Consider the following 16,787-nt stretch of genomic DNA (forward strand, 5'->3'; position numbering starts at 1 on the left):
TACAAGAAATCTTCTTCATTTCTAGGCTGATCAACCAGATCGACATATAAGTTGAGGCTTTGTATCACCTCTTCAATTTTCAAATGAATACTTCGATCTGATTGATAATATTGATTCAGAATCTTAAATACAGACAGTGAGTACGAAGTGGTATAAATCACAGATTGATTTAAGTTGGCGATGATCAATGGCGCAAATAAGTACGCAAGATTATTGTCATTTTTAACAATTTGGGCTTGCGCAATATACACGACACGCGCTTTAGAAAAGTTTCTTAGTACTTTCGCTCTGAGTAGCGTCGCTTCTAAATTGACATATTCTAGACATAACTTGTGCTGTATCCATTCAGAAGGTTGCTGCTCTGGAAAAAGCCGAGTTATTGCATTGAGTTCTGGGGTTACAAACGTCATTGATGCCATCCAGCCGAATCAGTAGCTTGAGATCCAGCAACTTATTTTTTGAGTAATCTAACAAGCTGCTTGGTTGATGGCTTTATTGTGCAATGAATACAAATTGATAAGTAGCTACAGAGTTTTACTAAAAAAATATAACAGATCATTTCTTTTTCATTTATCTGTTATAAAATTATTTATATAAAAGGCATTACTCATAAACAGAAAAGTTTGATCTGGGTATTTTATGTATAAATCAGAACAGTTAGCACATCAGCTGAAACTTCTCATCGAAAATGGATCATGGGAACCTCATAGCAAATTGCCGTCCTTACGAGAACAAGTCCAACGATCTGGTTTTAGTCTCATTACAGTAATGAATGCTTATCAAGAACTAGAAGCACAGGGCTTAATTTATTCAAAAGAAAAATCGGGTTATTTCGTTGCTGAACAAAGTCATCAACATATTCCACAAGCCTCCACTGTGGTGTCATTAAATCCCAAAATTGAAATCAACTCGCTAGTATTTAAATATCTAAAGTCGATTCAGTCGGATCAAATCTGCCCCTTAGGATCAGCGTTTCCAGATAGCCAATTGCTCTATCCACCCAAGTTAATTCAAATCATGGGACAACTTTCTCGCAATCGGCAAAGTTATGATCAAACCTCCAATCTTCCACCGGGAAATTTTGCCTTAAGAAAACTTATTGCTCAGCGCTATTGTATGCAAGGCATACCAACCGATGCTGATGATATCGTTATCACATCTGGGGGCTTGGAAGCTTTAAATTTATCACTACAGACCATCACGCAACCTGGTGATTATATTCTGTTGCAGCAAACAATTTTCTATGGTGCATGGCAAGCGGCTGAACGTTTAGGTTTGAAGGTCATCACCCTGCCTGAACATCCCCTACATGGCTTTGATCTTGAGGCTTTTGAGCAAGTTATTCGAGATTATCCAATTAAAGTCTGTTGGTTCATGCTCAATGCTCATAATCCGATTGGCTTTACAGCCAGCAAGGACACTAAGTATAAAATTGCCAAGCTTTTACACGAGCACCAAATTCATTTAATCGAAGATGATGTCTATGAAGAGTTGTTCTATGGTGCTCAAAAACCACTACCGATGAAATATTTTGATCAACAAAACTTTGTCTTACACTGTTCATCTTTCTCCAAGACCTTAGGCTCTGGCTTCCGTATAGGCTGGGTTTATGCAGGTAAGTTCTCAGAACACATCCAACATTTACAATTGATGAGCACCATTTCTGCGAATGCACTGATTCAAAATGCATTGGTTGAGTTCTTATCACATCATCATTATGAAAAGCATTTGAGAACGCTTAGACGTGCTCTAGAAAAGAATAAAAAACAATTTTTTCAATATCTCAAACAACATTTACCCAAAGGCTGCAAAGTCTTTAACTACCCAAGCGGCTATTTTCTATGGATTCAACTGCCTGACAAAGTCAACAGTATGCAAATCTATGAACAGCTGATCCAACAACAGATTGGAATCGCGCCAAGTCCGCTCTTTAATGTACTACCTTCACATCAACACTTTATTCGAATGAATTGCTCTTTTGAATGGACAATGCATATTCAATATGCAGTAGATCAATTTATTCAAGCTGTTCAGGAAGCAATCTAGCTCAATCCCATAAAAAAACGCCCTTAAGCCATTTAGCTTAAGAGCGTTTTGATTCACCGAGTTATAAACTAACCAGGGAAAATACCACGCTCTTTACGTGCTTTTAAAATGCGCTCACAACCCAAAATGAAAGCAGCTGTACGTAAAGTACATTCTTTCTCACTTGATTTGTGCCATACATCATTAATCGCTTGAATCATAAGTTTATCAAGACGCTCATTGATTTCTTCTTCTGACCAGAAATAGCTCGACATATCCTGAACCCATTCGAAATAAGATACGGTTACACCACCCGCATTACAGATTACGTCTGGAACAACAGTGATACCACGTTCAACGAGGATGTCATCTGCTTCTGGATATGTTGGGCCGTTCGCGCCTTCAAGTACCAGTTTTGCTGATAAATTTTTCGCACGTTCAACCGTGATCTGACTTTCTAACGCAGCAGGGATCAAGATATCCATGTCTACAGTCCAGAACGCTTCATCGCTGATCGCTTGCGCACCAGCAAAACCACCCACACCTTGATGAGTTTCCATGTGTGTTTTTAATGCCGCAAGATCAATCCCGTCAGGATTGTAAATCGTACCTGTATGGTCCTGGATTGTTACGATTTTAGATTTTGATTCAACAAATAAATACGCAGCTTCACTACCTACGTTACCAAAACCTTGCACCGCAACTTTAGCGCCATCTAAAGGCAATTTGATTTTTTCAGCAACTTGCTGACCAGTAATAAATACACCTCGGCCTGTTGCTTTGATACGCCCCAAAGAACCGCCCAAATGTACAGGTTTACCAGTTACCACACCCGTTACGGTATGACCTTGACCCGATGAATAAGTATCCATGATCCAGCCCATAACGTTTGGATTAGTACCCACGTCTGGTGCAGGAATATCTTTTTGTGGGCCAATAATATGGCTGATTTCACTGGTATAACGGCGTGTTAAGCGTTCTAATTCACGTGGAGAAAGTTGACGTGGGTCAACACGGATACCGCCTTTTGCACCGCCAAATGGTAGATTTACCACCGCAGTCTTAATTGTCATCCATGCTGAAAGTGCCATTACTTCATTTAAATCTACATCTGGGTGATAGCGAATACCGCCTTTACCCGGACCACGTGACAAGTTGTGTTGTACACGATAACCCTCAAAATGACGAATTGTGCCATCGTCCATAACAATTGGCACGTCAACGATCAAAGCACGTTTTGGGCGCTTCAATGTATCCACATAACCTTCTAGACCTTCTAGATATGGAGCAACACGCTCGATCTGTTCGAGATAAGTTGCCCATGGACCGTCATTTTGAGAGACATAAGATAAATTAGACATTTTTGCCTTATCCTTTTGAAAGGTTCACGTGAACCATCAATCAAATATATAGTTAAAAATTATATAAGCGGCTAATTTGGCAGTTCTGCTATCCAAATCGAACCGTGGATTACATTCAGCCACATCAAAAACTTTAATTTTGCCGGTTTCCTTAATGGCTTCTAATAATGGATCAAATACCGATAAATCAACTCCTTTTACCGCCGGTGCGCTTACACCCGGCGCAATGCTAGCACTAAATACATCAAGGTCAACTGTAATATACAAATAGTCAACTTTTCCGATAAATTTTTGTATTTTTAAGATTATATTTTCGACATTTTTCTGTTGTAATTCATTATCGTAAATATAAGTACTGTTCAAACGATCTGCTGTTTCAAACAAAATCTTGGTATTGGAATGCTTCGCCACACCAATGCATAGATAATGAAACTCTTGTTGATGTTGTGCTGATAATGTTGCTGCATTGAGAAAAGGCGTGCCTGAAGTGACTTGCTCTGCTTCACGAAGATCAAAATGGGCATCGAAATTGATAATTCCAATCTTTTTATTTGGCTCGTGATTTTGAATATATTGAAACAAACCTGAAAAACTACCAAAAGCAACCTCATGCCCACCGCCTAAGACGATCGGTTTCATGCCCTGTTTCAAACAACGTTCAACCTGATCAGCCAATTCAGCCTGTGCAGCTTCCAACTTACCACTATCACAAACGATGGTTCCAAGATCAGCAATTGTGACAGGTTGGTGCACAGGTAAATTCGCCAATTGAGCACGAATCAGATCTGGCGCATCCGCAGCACCGACACGACCTTTATTTCGCTTTACGCCTTCATCTGAACTAAAGCCAATGAATGCATATGTGGCGTGTTGACTGGTATTGACCACCTGATGGATACGTAAGTGCGCCTCACCTTCTCCATCATATCTTCCTTGCCACTTAAATGAATGATCCATAATTAATATCGCTACTTAAATGTTATGCACTTAGCTGATCGAAATTTCAGTACCGTGTCGTACGATTCTTTTGCTTAAATCACCGCCGAGCCAATACACAATTTCAGAAGGGTGCTCAATATCCCATGCAATAAAATCCGCATATTTTCCCTGTTCTAAGCTGCCGTGTGTTGACTGTAAACCTAATGCATGAGCGGCATGAATCGTGACACCCGCCAAGGCTTGTTCAGGCGTTAAACGAAACAAAGTACTGCCCATATTCAACATCAAACGTAAGGACAAAGCTGGTGAAGTTCCTGGATTCAAATCGCTAGATAATGCAATCCGAACACCATGCTTATGCAGGCTTTCTAATGGCGGAAGTTGGGTTTCTCTCAAAAAATAAAATGCACCGGGCAATAGCACAGCAACCGTTCCAGTCTCAGCCATTGCCTTAACATCATCTTCCGTCATGAACTCTAAGTGATCAGCAGATAATGCATGGTAACGTGCAGCTAAACTTGAACCACCCAATGAAGAAAGCTGTTCTGCATGCAATTTAATTGGAAGATTTAATGTTTTCGCTGTTTTAAATACACGCTCAACTTGTTCAGGTGAAAATGCTAAATACTCACAGAACGCATCAACAGCATCGACAAGCCCTTCTTGATGCAGTTTGGGCAACATTTCTGTACAAACATGCTCAATATAGGCATCACCTTGATCTTTAAATTCAGGCGGCAATGCATGTGCAGCTAAGCACGTGCTTTTCACAGTCATAGGTAATGTTTGTGCAATCTGACGAATGACACGCAACATTTTCCGTTCATTTTCATAATCCAAGCCATAACCTGACTTGATTTCAATGGTCGTCACACCTTCTTTTAACATGCAACGAATACGTTTTAGCGCTGATTCAAGTAACTGCGCTTCAGTTGCTTCACGGGTTGCCCGCACAGTACTGGCGATACCACCCCCATTTGCAGCAATCTCCGCATAGCTCACACCTTGTAAACGTTGTTCGAACTCAACACTACGATTCCCCCCAAAAACACTATGGGTATGACAATCAATCATGCCAGGCGTGACCCATGCACCATTGAGATCAATAGATTCTTCAAACTCTAGTGGAGGTACATCTTTTTCTAAACCGATCCAATCAATATGCTTTCCATCTGTGACCATGGCTGCATTTTCTATACTGGAATATTGTCCATTTTGCATCGTGGCAATATGAGAGTTTTTCCAAAGCTTTTTCATGCATTTATCCTCAAATAGCCCAAGCATTAACTACTTAGGCTATTTTGTCTTTCATGTTCTAGTTCTATTGATTAAGCTTTAACTAAACTCGGTAACAAATTTGGGAGAATGAGCTCATTCAAACAACCACTTGCGAGTAACTCACTTGCTTGTTCAATATCAGGAGCAAAGAAACGGTCTTCACTGTAATACGGCACTTGATCACGCAACACTTTACGCGCACGTTCAAGTTTCGTAGAGCTTTTTAAACCTTCACGGAAATCAAGACCTTGACAGGCACCTAACCACTCCACTGCCAAGATGCCACGAACATTATCAGCCATGTACCATAAACGTTTCCCTGCATTTGGTGCCATAGAAACATGGTCTTCTTGGTTTGCTGAAGTTGGCAAACTATCTACACTTGCAGGATGTGCTAAAGCTTTATTGTCACTTGCCAAAGCTGCGGCAGTCACTTGAGCAATCATAAATCCTGAATTGACCCCACCATTGGCAACTAAGAACGGTGGAAGTTGTGACATATGGCGATCCATCATCATCGAAATACGACGTTCAGACAGTGAACCAATTTCTGCAATTGCCAATGCCAAATTATCTGCTGCCATCGCAACAGGCTCAGCATGGAAATTACCACCTGAAATCACATCACCTTCAGCAGCGAAAACCAGTGGATTATCCGACACAGCATTTGATTCAATTTCTAATACTTCCGCTGCTTGACGAATTTGGGTCAAACAAGCACCCATCACTTGAGGTTGGCAACGCAGTGAATATGGATCTTGAACTTTGCTGCAATCTTCATGTGAGTGGGCAATTTCACTTGAGTCAGTCAATAAGTCACGATAAGCCGCAGCAACATCGATTTGCCCACGTTGACCACGTGCTTCATGGATACGCGCATCAAATGGTGCACGTGAACCCAGCATTGCTTCAACGCTTAAACCACCACAAACCGTAGCTGCTGCAAATAAATCTTCTGCTTCAAATAAACCACGTAACGCATACGCTGTTGATACTTGTGTACCATTTAATAAGGCCAAACCTTCTTTAGCCGCAAGAGAAATTGGTTCTAAACCAGCCGCTTTTAGTGCATCAACAGCAGATAGCCACTCACCTTTATAGCGAGCTTTACCCTCACCTAATAAAACCAATGACATGTGTGCTAATGGGGCTAAATCACCTGAAGCACCAACCGATCCTTTGAGTGGAATATGTGGATAGACTTCCGCATTGATCAACGCAATAATGGCATCAATCACTTTGCGACGAATACCAGAAAAACCTCGTGCCAAACTATTGGCTTTAAGCAACATGATTAAACGAACCATCGCATCATCTAATGGCTCGCCAACACCTGCAGCGTGCGAAAGAACCAATGAACGTTGTAGTTTCTCTAAATCTTCAGGCGCAATTTTCGTTGAGGCAAGCAAGCCAAAACCTGTATTAATCCCGTAGGCAGTACGACCTTCATTGACAATTTTTTCCACGCAAGCAACGCTGGCCTCTATCGCAGCCGATGCACTTTCATCAAGTTTAACTTTAATCGGATTTAAATAAGCTTGGCGAAGATCTGCTAGCGTTAATTTGCCGGGTTGAATGAGAAGTTCCATGATTGGTGTCCTATTTTGAACTATATTGTTCTCTTACAGCGCCTCTTACACAATTGCAAAAAACGCCGTAAATGTGATTGAGTGATTTTTTATTGAGTAATCATTGGCAAGTTCAAACCTTGCTCTTTAGCACAATCAATCGCAATGTCATAACCTGCATCTGCATGACGCATCACTCCTGTTGCAGGGTCATTGGTCAATACACGTGCAATACGTGCTGCTGCTTCATCAGTACCATCACATACAATCACGACACCAGAGTGTTGAGAGAACCCCATACCTACACCACCACCATGATGCAGCGATACCCAAGTTGCGCCACCTGCGGTGTTCAAGAGCGCATTTAATAATGGCCAATCTGATACTGCATCTGAACCATCTTGCATCGCTTCTGTTTCACGATTCGGACTTGATACTGAACCTGAATCTAAATGATCACGACCAATGACGATCGGCGCAGAAAGTTCACCACTGCGAACCATTTCATTAAAAGCTAAACCGAGTTTTGCACGTAAACCTAAACCGACCCAACAAATACGTGCTGGTAGACCTTGGAAGCTAATACGTTCACGCGCCATATCCAACCAACGATGCAAATGCTCATCATCAGGGATTAACTCTTTTACTTTTGCATCTGTTTTATAGATATCTTCTGGATCACCAGACAATGCAACCCAACGGAATGGACCTACACCACGACAGAACAATGGACGAATATAAGCAGGAACAAAACCTGGGAAATCAAAAGCGTTCGCAACACCTTCTTCTTGTGCCATTTGACGAATGTTATTGCCATAGTCAAATGTTGGCACACCCATTTTTTGGAAATCAAGCATCGCTTGTACGTGTTTTGCCATCGATTGTTTAGCCGCTTTTACCACAACTTCAGGTTCAGTTTGAGCACGTTGACGATACTCCACCCATGTCCAACCTACTGGCAAATAACCATTAAGTGGATCATGTGCACTGGTTTGATCAGTGACCATATCTGGACGTACACCGCGACGCACAAGCTCAGGTAAAATTTCTGCTGCATTACCATGCAATGCAATTGAAACAGCTTTACCTTCTTTGGTGTATTTTTCAATACGAGCTAATGCATCATCCAAATCAGTCGCTTGTTCATCAACATAACGTGTGCGTAAACGGAAATCGATACTGGTTTGTTGGCATTCAATATTCAGTGAACAAGCACCAGCCAATGTTGCTGCTAATGGTTGAGCACCACCCATACCACCTAAACCAGCAGTGAGTACCCAACGACCTGTTAAATCACCGTTGTAATGTTGACGACCTGCTTCTACAAAAGTTTCGTATGTACCTTGTACGATGCCTTGGCTACCAATATAGATCCAAGAACCTGCTGTCATTTGACCGTACATCGCCAAGCCTTTTGCATCTAATTCATTGAAATGTTCCCAATTCGCCCAGTGCGGTACCAAGTTCGAGTTCGCAATCAAAACGCGCGGTGCATCTTTATGGGTTTTGAACACGCCAACAGGTTTCCCTGATTGAACCAATAGGGTTTCATCAGCTTCTAGTGTTTTTAATGTTTCAACGATCTTATCAAAGCATTCCCAATTACGTGCTGCTCGTCCAATCCCACCGTAAACAACAAGCTCTTTCGGATTTTCTGCAACATCAGGGTCAAGATTATTCATCAGCATGCGTAACGGCGCTTCAGTTAACCAACTTTTAGCACTGAGCTGTGTACCACGTGGTGCGCGAATTTCTACGTCACGAAATTTTGTTGTCGTTGTCACGATGAGACTCCTTTCGATGGAATTTGGTTAGCAAATTAAACTGCTCTTTACGATATAGCATGTATTAACTTGTATATACATCTATATACTACACAAAACTTTTAACTTGAAAAGATGCATTTCATTCCATTTCTAAAAATAAATCTCAAGCATATGAAATAAAATAATTTATTTTTTATTCGACAACAAAAAACCCATACAACTACAATTTGTATGGGTTTAAAAAAAGAGAGATAAAATTAGACTTTTTCAGTGCTATTAGACAAGCATGTTGTATATTCTGCTGACTAAAAGCGATATTTTTCAAGTATTTCCAATGAGATTAGAAAGATAAAATCATTGCGTAAACTTACCTTCCAGATAATAACGACTACCCGGATAAATCAAACGCGCGCTAGAAATCAATTGTTTATTTGACCATGTACGGCGGCGGATCAACAGACAAGGCTCGGTTTTATTAATCTTCAACCATTTACATTCTTGAGCCGAAGCTAAAATCGCCGTAACCACATGCTCACCCTCGGTTACAGGTGCTTTTGACATCAAATATGCATTCGGTGTAATCGCTGTAAAATCTTGTGCTAAGTAATCTGAGATTAACACTGGATCAACCAAACGGTCTTCGATTTGTACAGGCACATCATTTTCATAATGCACAATAGTCGAATGAAATAGCTTTTGCCCTTCACGCATCTGCATTAACACACTCTGCTCAGCATCAGCTTGAATTTGCTCTAACACTAACACTTCTGCACGATGCTTATGATTTCGAGCGATAATCTCTTCAGCAATATTATTCACGTGAAATAAAGCTGTTCGCCCTTGTCCTTCCGCAACAAAAGAACCCACACCTTGTATACGTACCAACAAGCCTTCACTAGTCAACTCACGCAAAGCGCGGTTGACTGTCATACGACTGCAACCAAGCAAATTGACTAATTCACTCTCGGATGGAATCTTTTTATTGACTGTCCATGTGCCTTCATAGATTTTTTGTGAAATCATTTGCTTTACACGTAAATATAAAGGAACGGGACTATCTTCCCCGAGTGATAAATCCAAATCGTTTTGCTTGGATGTTCTTGACATTGACTAAAACTCATACAAAATACTTTCAGCTATTGTATATGGATTAGTGTCAATTTGTATATACAAGCTTATACAATTAGAATCCCACTTTTAAATAATATGGAATTTTGTTCACTTGAATTCTTGAGTTGATAAACTCGTAAGCTAAACGGTATAGCGCTTACTCAACCCCCAATCTGCCAATATACGACGATACATGTTTGAAGAGCGATCAGCTTCAAAATGTGCTTCCATGGTAATATCTACAGGTAATTCTTCAGGTTTTTGAGACTCTACCATCTCCTGATCTTCTGCAAAAATTTGTGCATTAAAGTCATAAACAGCTTGCAAATCCCCAGTGGTATCAAAGTTACGTGTTAGTGGTACAAACAATCGAGTTTTATTATGTGAGATTGGGCAACAGGCATTTAAAATCTTTAATACACCATCATTTGGAAAATGAATCGTCAATACTGCTGAAAATGGTGGATAAACATCAAAAATCCGCTCCCAAAGGAAATCATCAGGCGCTAAATGTTGCATCCCATGTGGATAATTACTGACGTTACTGACATATTCAGTATGTAACCCATAATTGGTGCGTTCAGTCGAATACTTTGGAACGACAGGATTCTCTCTGTCCGCAAATGCATTGTGATGCACCCAAGCAAAATGCGCCACATCAATAAAACCCTCTAATTGACGACCACTTGAACCAGCAATATCAACATATGGAGGTAAAATTCCTTGGTGTTCTTCTGTATCCCATGTATCCAGTACTGGGAAATTTGCCGAGCTTTCGTCTCGTCCTAAAATACTCGTCCATACCAAACCATATTTTATGACCACAGGAAATTTGGTTAAGGAAAAACGATCAGAAATTTTGGTTAGATCAGGCTGTGCAGGAATTTTGATGCATTTACCTTGCTCATTGAAATGTAAACCATGATAAGGACAAATAATCGTTTCGCCTTCAACCCAACCCTTGCTTAACGGTACACCTCGATGTGGACAAATATCACGAACTAAATGAATGTTACCTGACTCAGTTTTATAAATTGCCATATTCAGATCAAGCAACGTGACTTGCTGTGGCTTAGTCGTTACATCTTCAACTCGTGCTACGGGATACCAATGTTGAGCCAATATGTGCCAATCCTGATCGTCAAACTGACTGTGACAAGGTTTATTTGGAAGATTGATTGAAGGAATTGCATTCATGTTTTGCTCTCTTTCTGCTAAAGATCACGGATCGATATGGCTTAAATGCAGTGTGGAACAGAACATTTTTTTCGTCTATTAGAATGAATTTGATCATTCATTCTAAAAATTAGAACAGTAACGGCACTAAAATTGCTTTTGTATAAATACTTATTTTTATAAAACGTACATGTAATGGCATTACCCTTTTCTCGCTTCGCTGAATATTTTATTGCAGTCGCCAAAACAGGTAGTCTAAGAAAAGCAGCTGATCAGCTTTTTATTTCAGTTTCAGCGATACATCGTCAGATCGTTTTAGCTGAAGAGGAACTTGGTGTAGCTTTATTTGAACGCCTGCCAAATGGCTTAAAACTAACTTTGGCCGGTGAGTTGCTATATGCAGATTTGCGAAGTTGGCAAAAAGACTTTCAAATGACACAAAAGCGCTTGAATGAAATCCAAGGCTTACAGCGTGGTTCAATTGATTTTGGCGTAATTTCCGCGCTCAGTGAAAGTTTTGTCACGGATGTTATTCAATCCATTCATCAAGATTATCCTTGGATTAATTTCAATATTCGCGTCTTAGATAGCGACTATGTTGCCGATCTCGTAATTAACGCAGAACTCGATTTTGGTTTAATCCTCAATCCGAAACATCAGCATCAATTGCAAGTCAGCTCTTTTATTGAAATGCCACTTGGTTTCGTCATTCCCAAACAACATCCCTTAGCAAATAAAGAAAAAATCTATTTCTCGGATACACTTGAATTCAACCATATCATCGCTGCTGCACCACTGATTATTCATGATCATGTGATGGCTTTATACAAGAAACATGATTTTAATCCACCCCATCAAATTGAATGTAACGATATTCATATGATGCTTTCATTGCTCAGAAATAGTCTAGGCATTGGTATCATGAGTTATCTAGATGCCTATGCTTTTATTGAAAATGGTGAATTTGAATTCAGAACGATTCACGAAAATGGACTACATCCGATTACCCTCGCCTTGTGTGTTGCACCAAAACGGCAACTCTCACGAATATCACAAATTATGATGAATCAAATCATTGAACACATGGAAGCACTAAAATTGCGCATGATGAAGATTACCCAGCAAATAAACTCGATTAACGCACCAAAATAAAACAAAGAAATATTTGATTTATATTACTTTATTGTTTGACACCCAAACAATTCATCAAGTAATTTAATGAGAAGTTTCACATTTCCATCTTCTTAGGCAAACCCATGACACTCATAGATCAAACTAACCATGTCACCCATGATTACCCTCGAGATATGCTAGGTTATGCCAATCATCCTCCACATGCTCAGTGGCCAAATCAAGCCAAAATAGCCGTTCAGTTTGTCTTGAATTATGAAGAAGGTGGAGAAAAACACATTTTGCATGGTGATGATGGTTCAGAGCAGTTCCTCTCTGAAATCAGTGGGGCTGATAGTTATCCTGCTCGCCATCTTTCGATGGATTCCATCTACGAGTATGGTTCACGTGTTGGTTTTTGGCGCATTCATCAAGAGTTTGCCAAACGTAATTTACCTATGAGTATCTTTGCAGTCGCCATGGCACTACAACGAAATCCCTTAGTTGTAGAAGCAATTAAACAGCATCATTATGATGTTGTTTCTCATGGTTTACGTTGGATTCATTATCAAAATGTAGATATTGAAACCGAGAAAGCACATATGGCTGAAGCCATGCAAATTTTAAAAGATTTATTCGGGGAATATCCAACAGGTTGGTATACAGGGCGTGATAGTCCCAATACCCGTCAACTCTTGGCTGACTATGATCAGATTCAGTATGACAGTGATTATTATGGAGATGATCTACCTTTTTGGACAACACTATCGAAAGAGAATGGTGAAACTCGTCCACATCTCATTATTCCATATACGCTTGATACGAATGATATGAAGTTCGCCTCTCCGACTGGCTTCAATCGTAGTGAAGATTTTTTTGAGTATTTAAAAGATGCTTTTGATGTGCTGTATGCTGAAGGAGCGACTTCACCGAAAATGTTATCTATCGGGATGCATTGTCGAATTCTAGGTCGCCCTGCCCGTTTTAAAGCATTACAGCGCTTTTTGGATTATGTGCAAAATCATGATCGGGTATGGATTTGTACTCGTCAGCAAATTGCGGAACATTGGTATAAATATCATCCTTATCAGGATGATATAGCTTAAAAAAACCATCTAAGTATTTTTGCGCAGTTAGGTAAACTTTTAACTATTATTTACTATTGTGGTTGGCGGCAGGGATGCCGCCGTTGGGCTGTGGCATCAAGGATGTGCCATCAGCTCAACAAAGCGGTTTTGTTACTTTTGCCCAGTCAAAAGTAAGGCTAAAGCTTATACAAGAATAATTCGTCTTTGGATCAATTAAAAAGTAATGCCAACTTATACAAGTTAAGAATCCAGCCATTGAAAAATAATTAAAATTACTTTTTCATCAAACTCAAGCTATTTTTGCCATCTCCATACTCCGCTGTTGTAACAGCTTTACTGATTGTTTCGCTTGCGAAGCCAGCTCCATCATATCAACATCAGGAATTTGGTCATTTTCCACCACCATTTTACCTGCAATAAACATCGCTTTAATATACGCGCGACCACCACTTGCAATAGGACCAATCGCCATATCGTGTAAGCCCAAATAACGAGGATCATCCAAACAATACAATACCAAATCCGCTTGTTGACCGATCTCAATCGTACCGACTTGATCTAAACCGAGAACTTTTGCACCACCTACTGTTCCCCAGCGAATAATATCTTCAATACTTGCAGCATCGGCACCGCCCTCAAACATCCCACCTTCATATTGTGGTTTTGCCAACATACCTTTTCTCGCACGTTGTAATAACCATGCGGCATGTGTTTCTGACAACATATCAGCAGCCTCGTTGGACGCTGCACCGTCAACACCAATCGAAATTGTCATGCCAGCTTTTTCTAAACTTACCAAATCAGCGATACCACTGCCTAAACGCGCATTACTTTGAGGACAATGTGCAACTCCTGTTTTTGTTTGACCCAAAATCTGGATTTCTTCTGGTAATAGCTTCACCAAATGAGCAAACCAAACATCATTGCCCACCCAATCATTTTCAGCACAATATTGCACAGGTGTCATATTAAATTTAGCTTTTGCTGCGTCCAAATAATCTACCGTTTCAGATAAATGACTATGCATACCAATACCAAGCCTTCTAGCAATTTTTGCACTTTCTCTAAATTGTTCTGGTGTCATGGAATGTAAAGTTGATGTGGGGGCCATTACAATTTTTCTAAAAGAGTTGCCTTCTGATTGATGATATAAATGAACTAACCGCTCTATGTCAGCCATATAATCATCAAATTTTTCTGGACGTAATGCTTGTGGTAAATCACTTTCTAAACCACGTGTAAGCGTTGCACCACCACGACATAATATAAAACGCATGCCGAGCTTTTCGGCTTCATCAAATAAAATAGCAGCACCATCAAACGGCATTTTTGGCCAATATAAATAATGGTGATCCGCAACTGTTGCACAACCTGAGCGTAGTAACTCGATTAAACCTATACGCACTGCGATTCGAAATGTCATTTCATCAAATGCACCACGAAAACGATAAGGTGTAGTCGCGAGCCATGAACTTAAATTTTGATTTAAACCCTGAGGCTCTCCTTTTAATAAAGACTGAAATAAATGGTGGTGGGTATTTACCCATGCAGGATAAACAACACAATCTTTCGCATTTACTACCTGTTCATTTTCATACTCAGCCAATTGTCCAATTTCAGTAATTACCCCAGCTTGGATACGAATGTCTGGCGCAGAAGATCGAGCAGCACTACCTGATAAACCAGTCAAAATAGCATGGGCATTTTTAATCAAATAACTATTATTCATCATACTTGTTCACTCTCATGCCATTTACGAAGAAATACACGACTTAATAAAGACATCAATACAAACAGCCCTAAGCCTGTACAAGTAATGAGAAACAGTGCAGCAAACATTAAAGGTAAATCTAGTTGGAATCCTGCCTGTAAAATTTGATAGGCTAAACCTGCACTTGTACCGCCAGCACCTGCAACGAACTCGGAAACTACCGCTCCTATAAGCGCTAAACCACATGAAATCCGTAGGCCACCAAAGAAATAAGGCAACGCATTCGGCACACGCAGACGCATCAGAATTTGCCAACGACTGGCTTTATTAATCTGAAAAAGATTAAGCAACCCTTTATTGACACTACGTAGGCCTAAAGTTGTGTTGGTGAGTATTGGGAAAACAGCGACTAACATGGCGCATACCACCAATGCCAAAGTGGTATTTTGAATCCAAATAATCACTAAAGGTGCAATCGCCACGATCGGAGTTACCTGAAATAAAATGGCATAAGGCATAAAACATGCTTCTACAACACGACTTTGTACAAATAGAAAAGCAATTAAAGTTCCAATAATCACTGCACAAGCAAAAGCAAGTAATGTGATCTTTAACGTCACCCATAAACTACCAAACAACAGCGAAGATTGATTCATCAGTGCCATCACAATATCACTTGGCTTTGGTACAACATAAACGGGAACTTCTAATTGCTGAAAACTCAATTGCCATGTGAGTAATAAGAAGCAGCCAAGCATGAATGGCGCTGCAATACGTTGCATAACAGGATGTTGTATTAAAGGTTTAACCATGATCATGCCCTCCGTTTGCTTGAGCCAACAAAGCAGAAAAATGTGCACATTGTTTAATAAACGCATCAGATGTTCTAAAAGATTCATCTCGATGATATGGTCCATCCACTTCTAAATCTGCGATTACTCGACCAGGTCTTGCACCCATCACGATCACTCTAGAAGACAAATACACGGCTTCGTAAATACTATGAGTAACAAAAACAACGGTTAAATCGCGTTCAGACCACAGTTTTCGGATATCACTATCGAGTTTATGTCGAGTAAACTCATCTAAAGCTCCAAAGGGTTCATCCATGAGTAATAAATCTGGCTCTGTCACTAATGCACGAGCAAGAGAAGCGCGCATTTGCATTCCTCCTGAAAGTTCACGCGGATAAGCTTTAGCAAATTGCTCTAATCCTACTGCTTTCAAAGCATCAGATACTTTGGAGGAACTTTTCGACTTAGCAATGTGTTGTAAATCAAGTGGCAGACGTACATTTTCCTCAATCGTTGCCCAAGGCATAAGTGTGGCTTCTTGGAATACCATTGCCATTTTGCATTGTGATTGAATATCCGCCTTACCATTCCAGCGAACTTGCCCCGCTGAGGGTTGCTCAAGATCGGCAAACATCTTCAGTAATGTGCTTTTCCCACAGCCCGATGGTCCAAGTAGAGAAACAATTTCACCTTGTGCAATATCTAGATCAAGTCGCTGTAAAGCATGTGTGCCGTTTGGATAGGTTTTTTCGGCTCCACGCACCATAATCATTGGCGTAACAAAATTTGATGTAGTCGGAATATCTACAGATAAAACTGAATTCATGCGGTTTCCCCTTGAGACGAATGTCTGATTTTCTA

At 40.2% G+C, this 16,787-nt stretch carries 13 protein-coding genes and 1 pseudogene; 3 read left to right on the forward strand and 11 right to left on the reverse strand.

The window, feature by feature from the left end:
- Positions 1–410: pseudogene (locus HMPREF0023_RS16675) on the reverse strand (hypothetical protein); the annotation flags it as partial.
- Positions 411–639: 229 nt separating this feature from the next.
- Between HMPREF0023_RS16675 and HMPREF0023_RS05090 the strand changes: the two are divergent.
- The gene (locus HMPREF0023_RS05090; protein WP_008941352.1) at positions 640–2,046 is read left to right on the forward strand and encodes a PLP-dependent aminotransferase family protein; all 1,407 of its coding nucleotides are present in this window, start codon (positions 640–642) and stop codon (positions 2,044–2,046) included.
- 68 nt (positions 2,047–2,114) lie between these two features.
- On the opposite strand, the gene HMPREF0023_RS05095 is transcribed toward HMPREF0023_RS05090, so the two are convergent.
- The 7 genes from HMPREF0023_RS05095 to HMPREF0023_RS05125 form a co-directional block, all read right to left on the reverse strand.
- Entirely contained in the window at positions 2,115–3,386 is a 1,272-nt protein-coding gene (locus HMPREF0023_RS05095; protein ID WP_004639559.1) for a Glu/Leu/Phe/Val family dehydrogenase, read from the reverse strand.
- Between the two features lie 36 nt (positions 3,387–3,422).
- A complete protein-coding gene (gene hutG, locus HMPREF0023_RS05100) occupies positions 3,423–4,343 on the reverse strand; it encodes a formimidoylglutamase (RefSeq protein ID WP_005089966.1) in 921 nt (306 codons plus the stop codon).
- 30 nt (positions 4,344–4,373) lie between these two features.
- On the reverse strand, positions 4,374–5,582 hold the full coding sequence (gene hutI / locus HMPREF0023_RS05105) for an imidazolonepropionase (RefSeq protein WP_005089964.1): 1,209 nt from the start codon (positions 5,580–5,582) through the stop codon (positions 4,374–4,376).
- A gap of 71 nt (positions 5,583–5,653) precedes the next feature.
- Positions 5,654–7,192, reverse strand: coding sequence for a histidine ammonia-lyase (gene hutH, locus HMPREF0023_RS05110; RefSeq protein ID WP_005089962.1), 1,539 nt, complete (start codon positions 7,190–7,192; stop codon positions 5,654–5,656).
- Between the two features lie 89 nt (positions 7,193–7,281).
- On the reverse strand, positions 7,282–8,958 hold the full coding sequence (hutU, locus tag HMPREF0023_RS05115; RefSeq protein WP_026056268.1) for a urocanate hydratase: 1,677 nt from the start codon (positions 8,956–8,958) through the stop codon (positions 7,282–7,284).
- A gap of 333 nt (positions 8,959–9,291) precedes the next feature.
- Positions 9,292–10,044: a histidine utilization repressor gene (hutC, locus tag HMPREF0023_RS05120; RefSeq protein ID WP_008941355.1), complete on the reverse strand. Its 753-nt coding sequence runs from the start codon at positions 10,042–10,044 to the stop codon at positions 9,292–9,294.
- 144 nt (positions 10,045–10,188) lie between these two features.
- Positions 10,189–11,244, reverse strand: coding sequence for an aromatic ring-hydroxylating oxygenase subunit alpha (locus HMPREF0023_RS05125; protein ID WP_008941356.1), 1,056 nt, complete (start codon positions 11,242–11,244; stop codon positions 10,189–10,191).
- A gap of 174 nt (positions 11,245–11,418) precedes the next feature.
- On the opposite strand from HMPREF0023_RS05125, the gene HMPREF0023_RS05130 reads away from it, so the two are divergent.
- Together HMPREF0023_RS05130 and puuE are read left to right on the forward strand one after the other, a co-directional pair.
- A complete protein-coding gene (locus tag HMPREF0023_RS05130) occupies positions 11,419–12,375 on the forward strand; it encodes a LysR family transcriptional regulator (protein ID WP_008941357.1) in 957 nt (318 codons plus the stop codon).
- Positions 12,376–12,479: 104 nt separating this feature from the next.
- Entirely contained in the window at positions 12,480–13,439 is a 960-nt protein-coding gene (puuE, locus tag HMPREF0023_RS05135; RefSeq protein WP_008941358.1) for an allantoinase PuuE, read from the forward strand.
- Between the two features lie 271 nt (positions 13,440–13,710).
- Here the strand turns inward: puuE and HMPREF0023_RS05140 are convergent, their stop codons facing one another.
- The 3 genes from HMPREF0023_RS05140 to HMPREF0023_RS05150 are packed head-to-tail and all read right to left on the reverse strand — an operon-like array spanning position 13,711 to position 16,752.
- Positions 13,711–15,153 (reverse strand): amidohydrolase family protein, encoded by a 1,443-nt coding sequence (locus tag HMPREF0023_RS05140; RefSeq protein ID WP_008941359.1) that lies wholly within the window; start codon positions 15,151–15,153, stop codon positions 13,711–13,713.
- Entirely contained in the window at positions 15,150–15,944 is a 795-nt protein-coding gene (locus tag HMPREF0023_RS05145) for an ABC transporter permease (protein ID WP_017396342.1), read from the reverse strand. The genes HMPREF0023_RS05140 and HMPREF0023_RS05145 overlap by 4 nt, the downstream gene beginning before the upstream one ends.
- Complete coding sequence (locus HMPREF0023_RS05150; protein ID WP_008941361.1) at positions 15,937–16,752, reverse strand: ABC transporter ATP-binding protein; 816 nt, start codon at positions 16,750–16,752, stop codon at positions 15,937–15,939. The genes HMPREF0023_RS05145 and HMPREF0023_RS05150 overlap by 8 nt, the downstream gene beginning before the upstream one ends.
- Positions 16,753–16,787 lie beyond the last annotated feature (35 nt).

Source organism: Acinetobacter sp. ATCC 27244 (assembly GCF_000156555.1).
Taxonomy (GTDB): domain Bacteria; phylum Pseudomonadota; class Gammaproteobacteria; order Pseudomonadales; family Moraxellaceae; genus Acinetobacter; species Acinetobacter haemolyticus.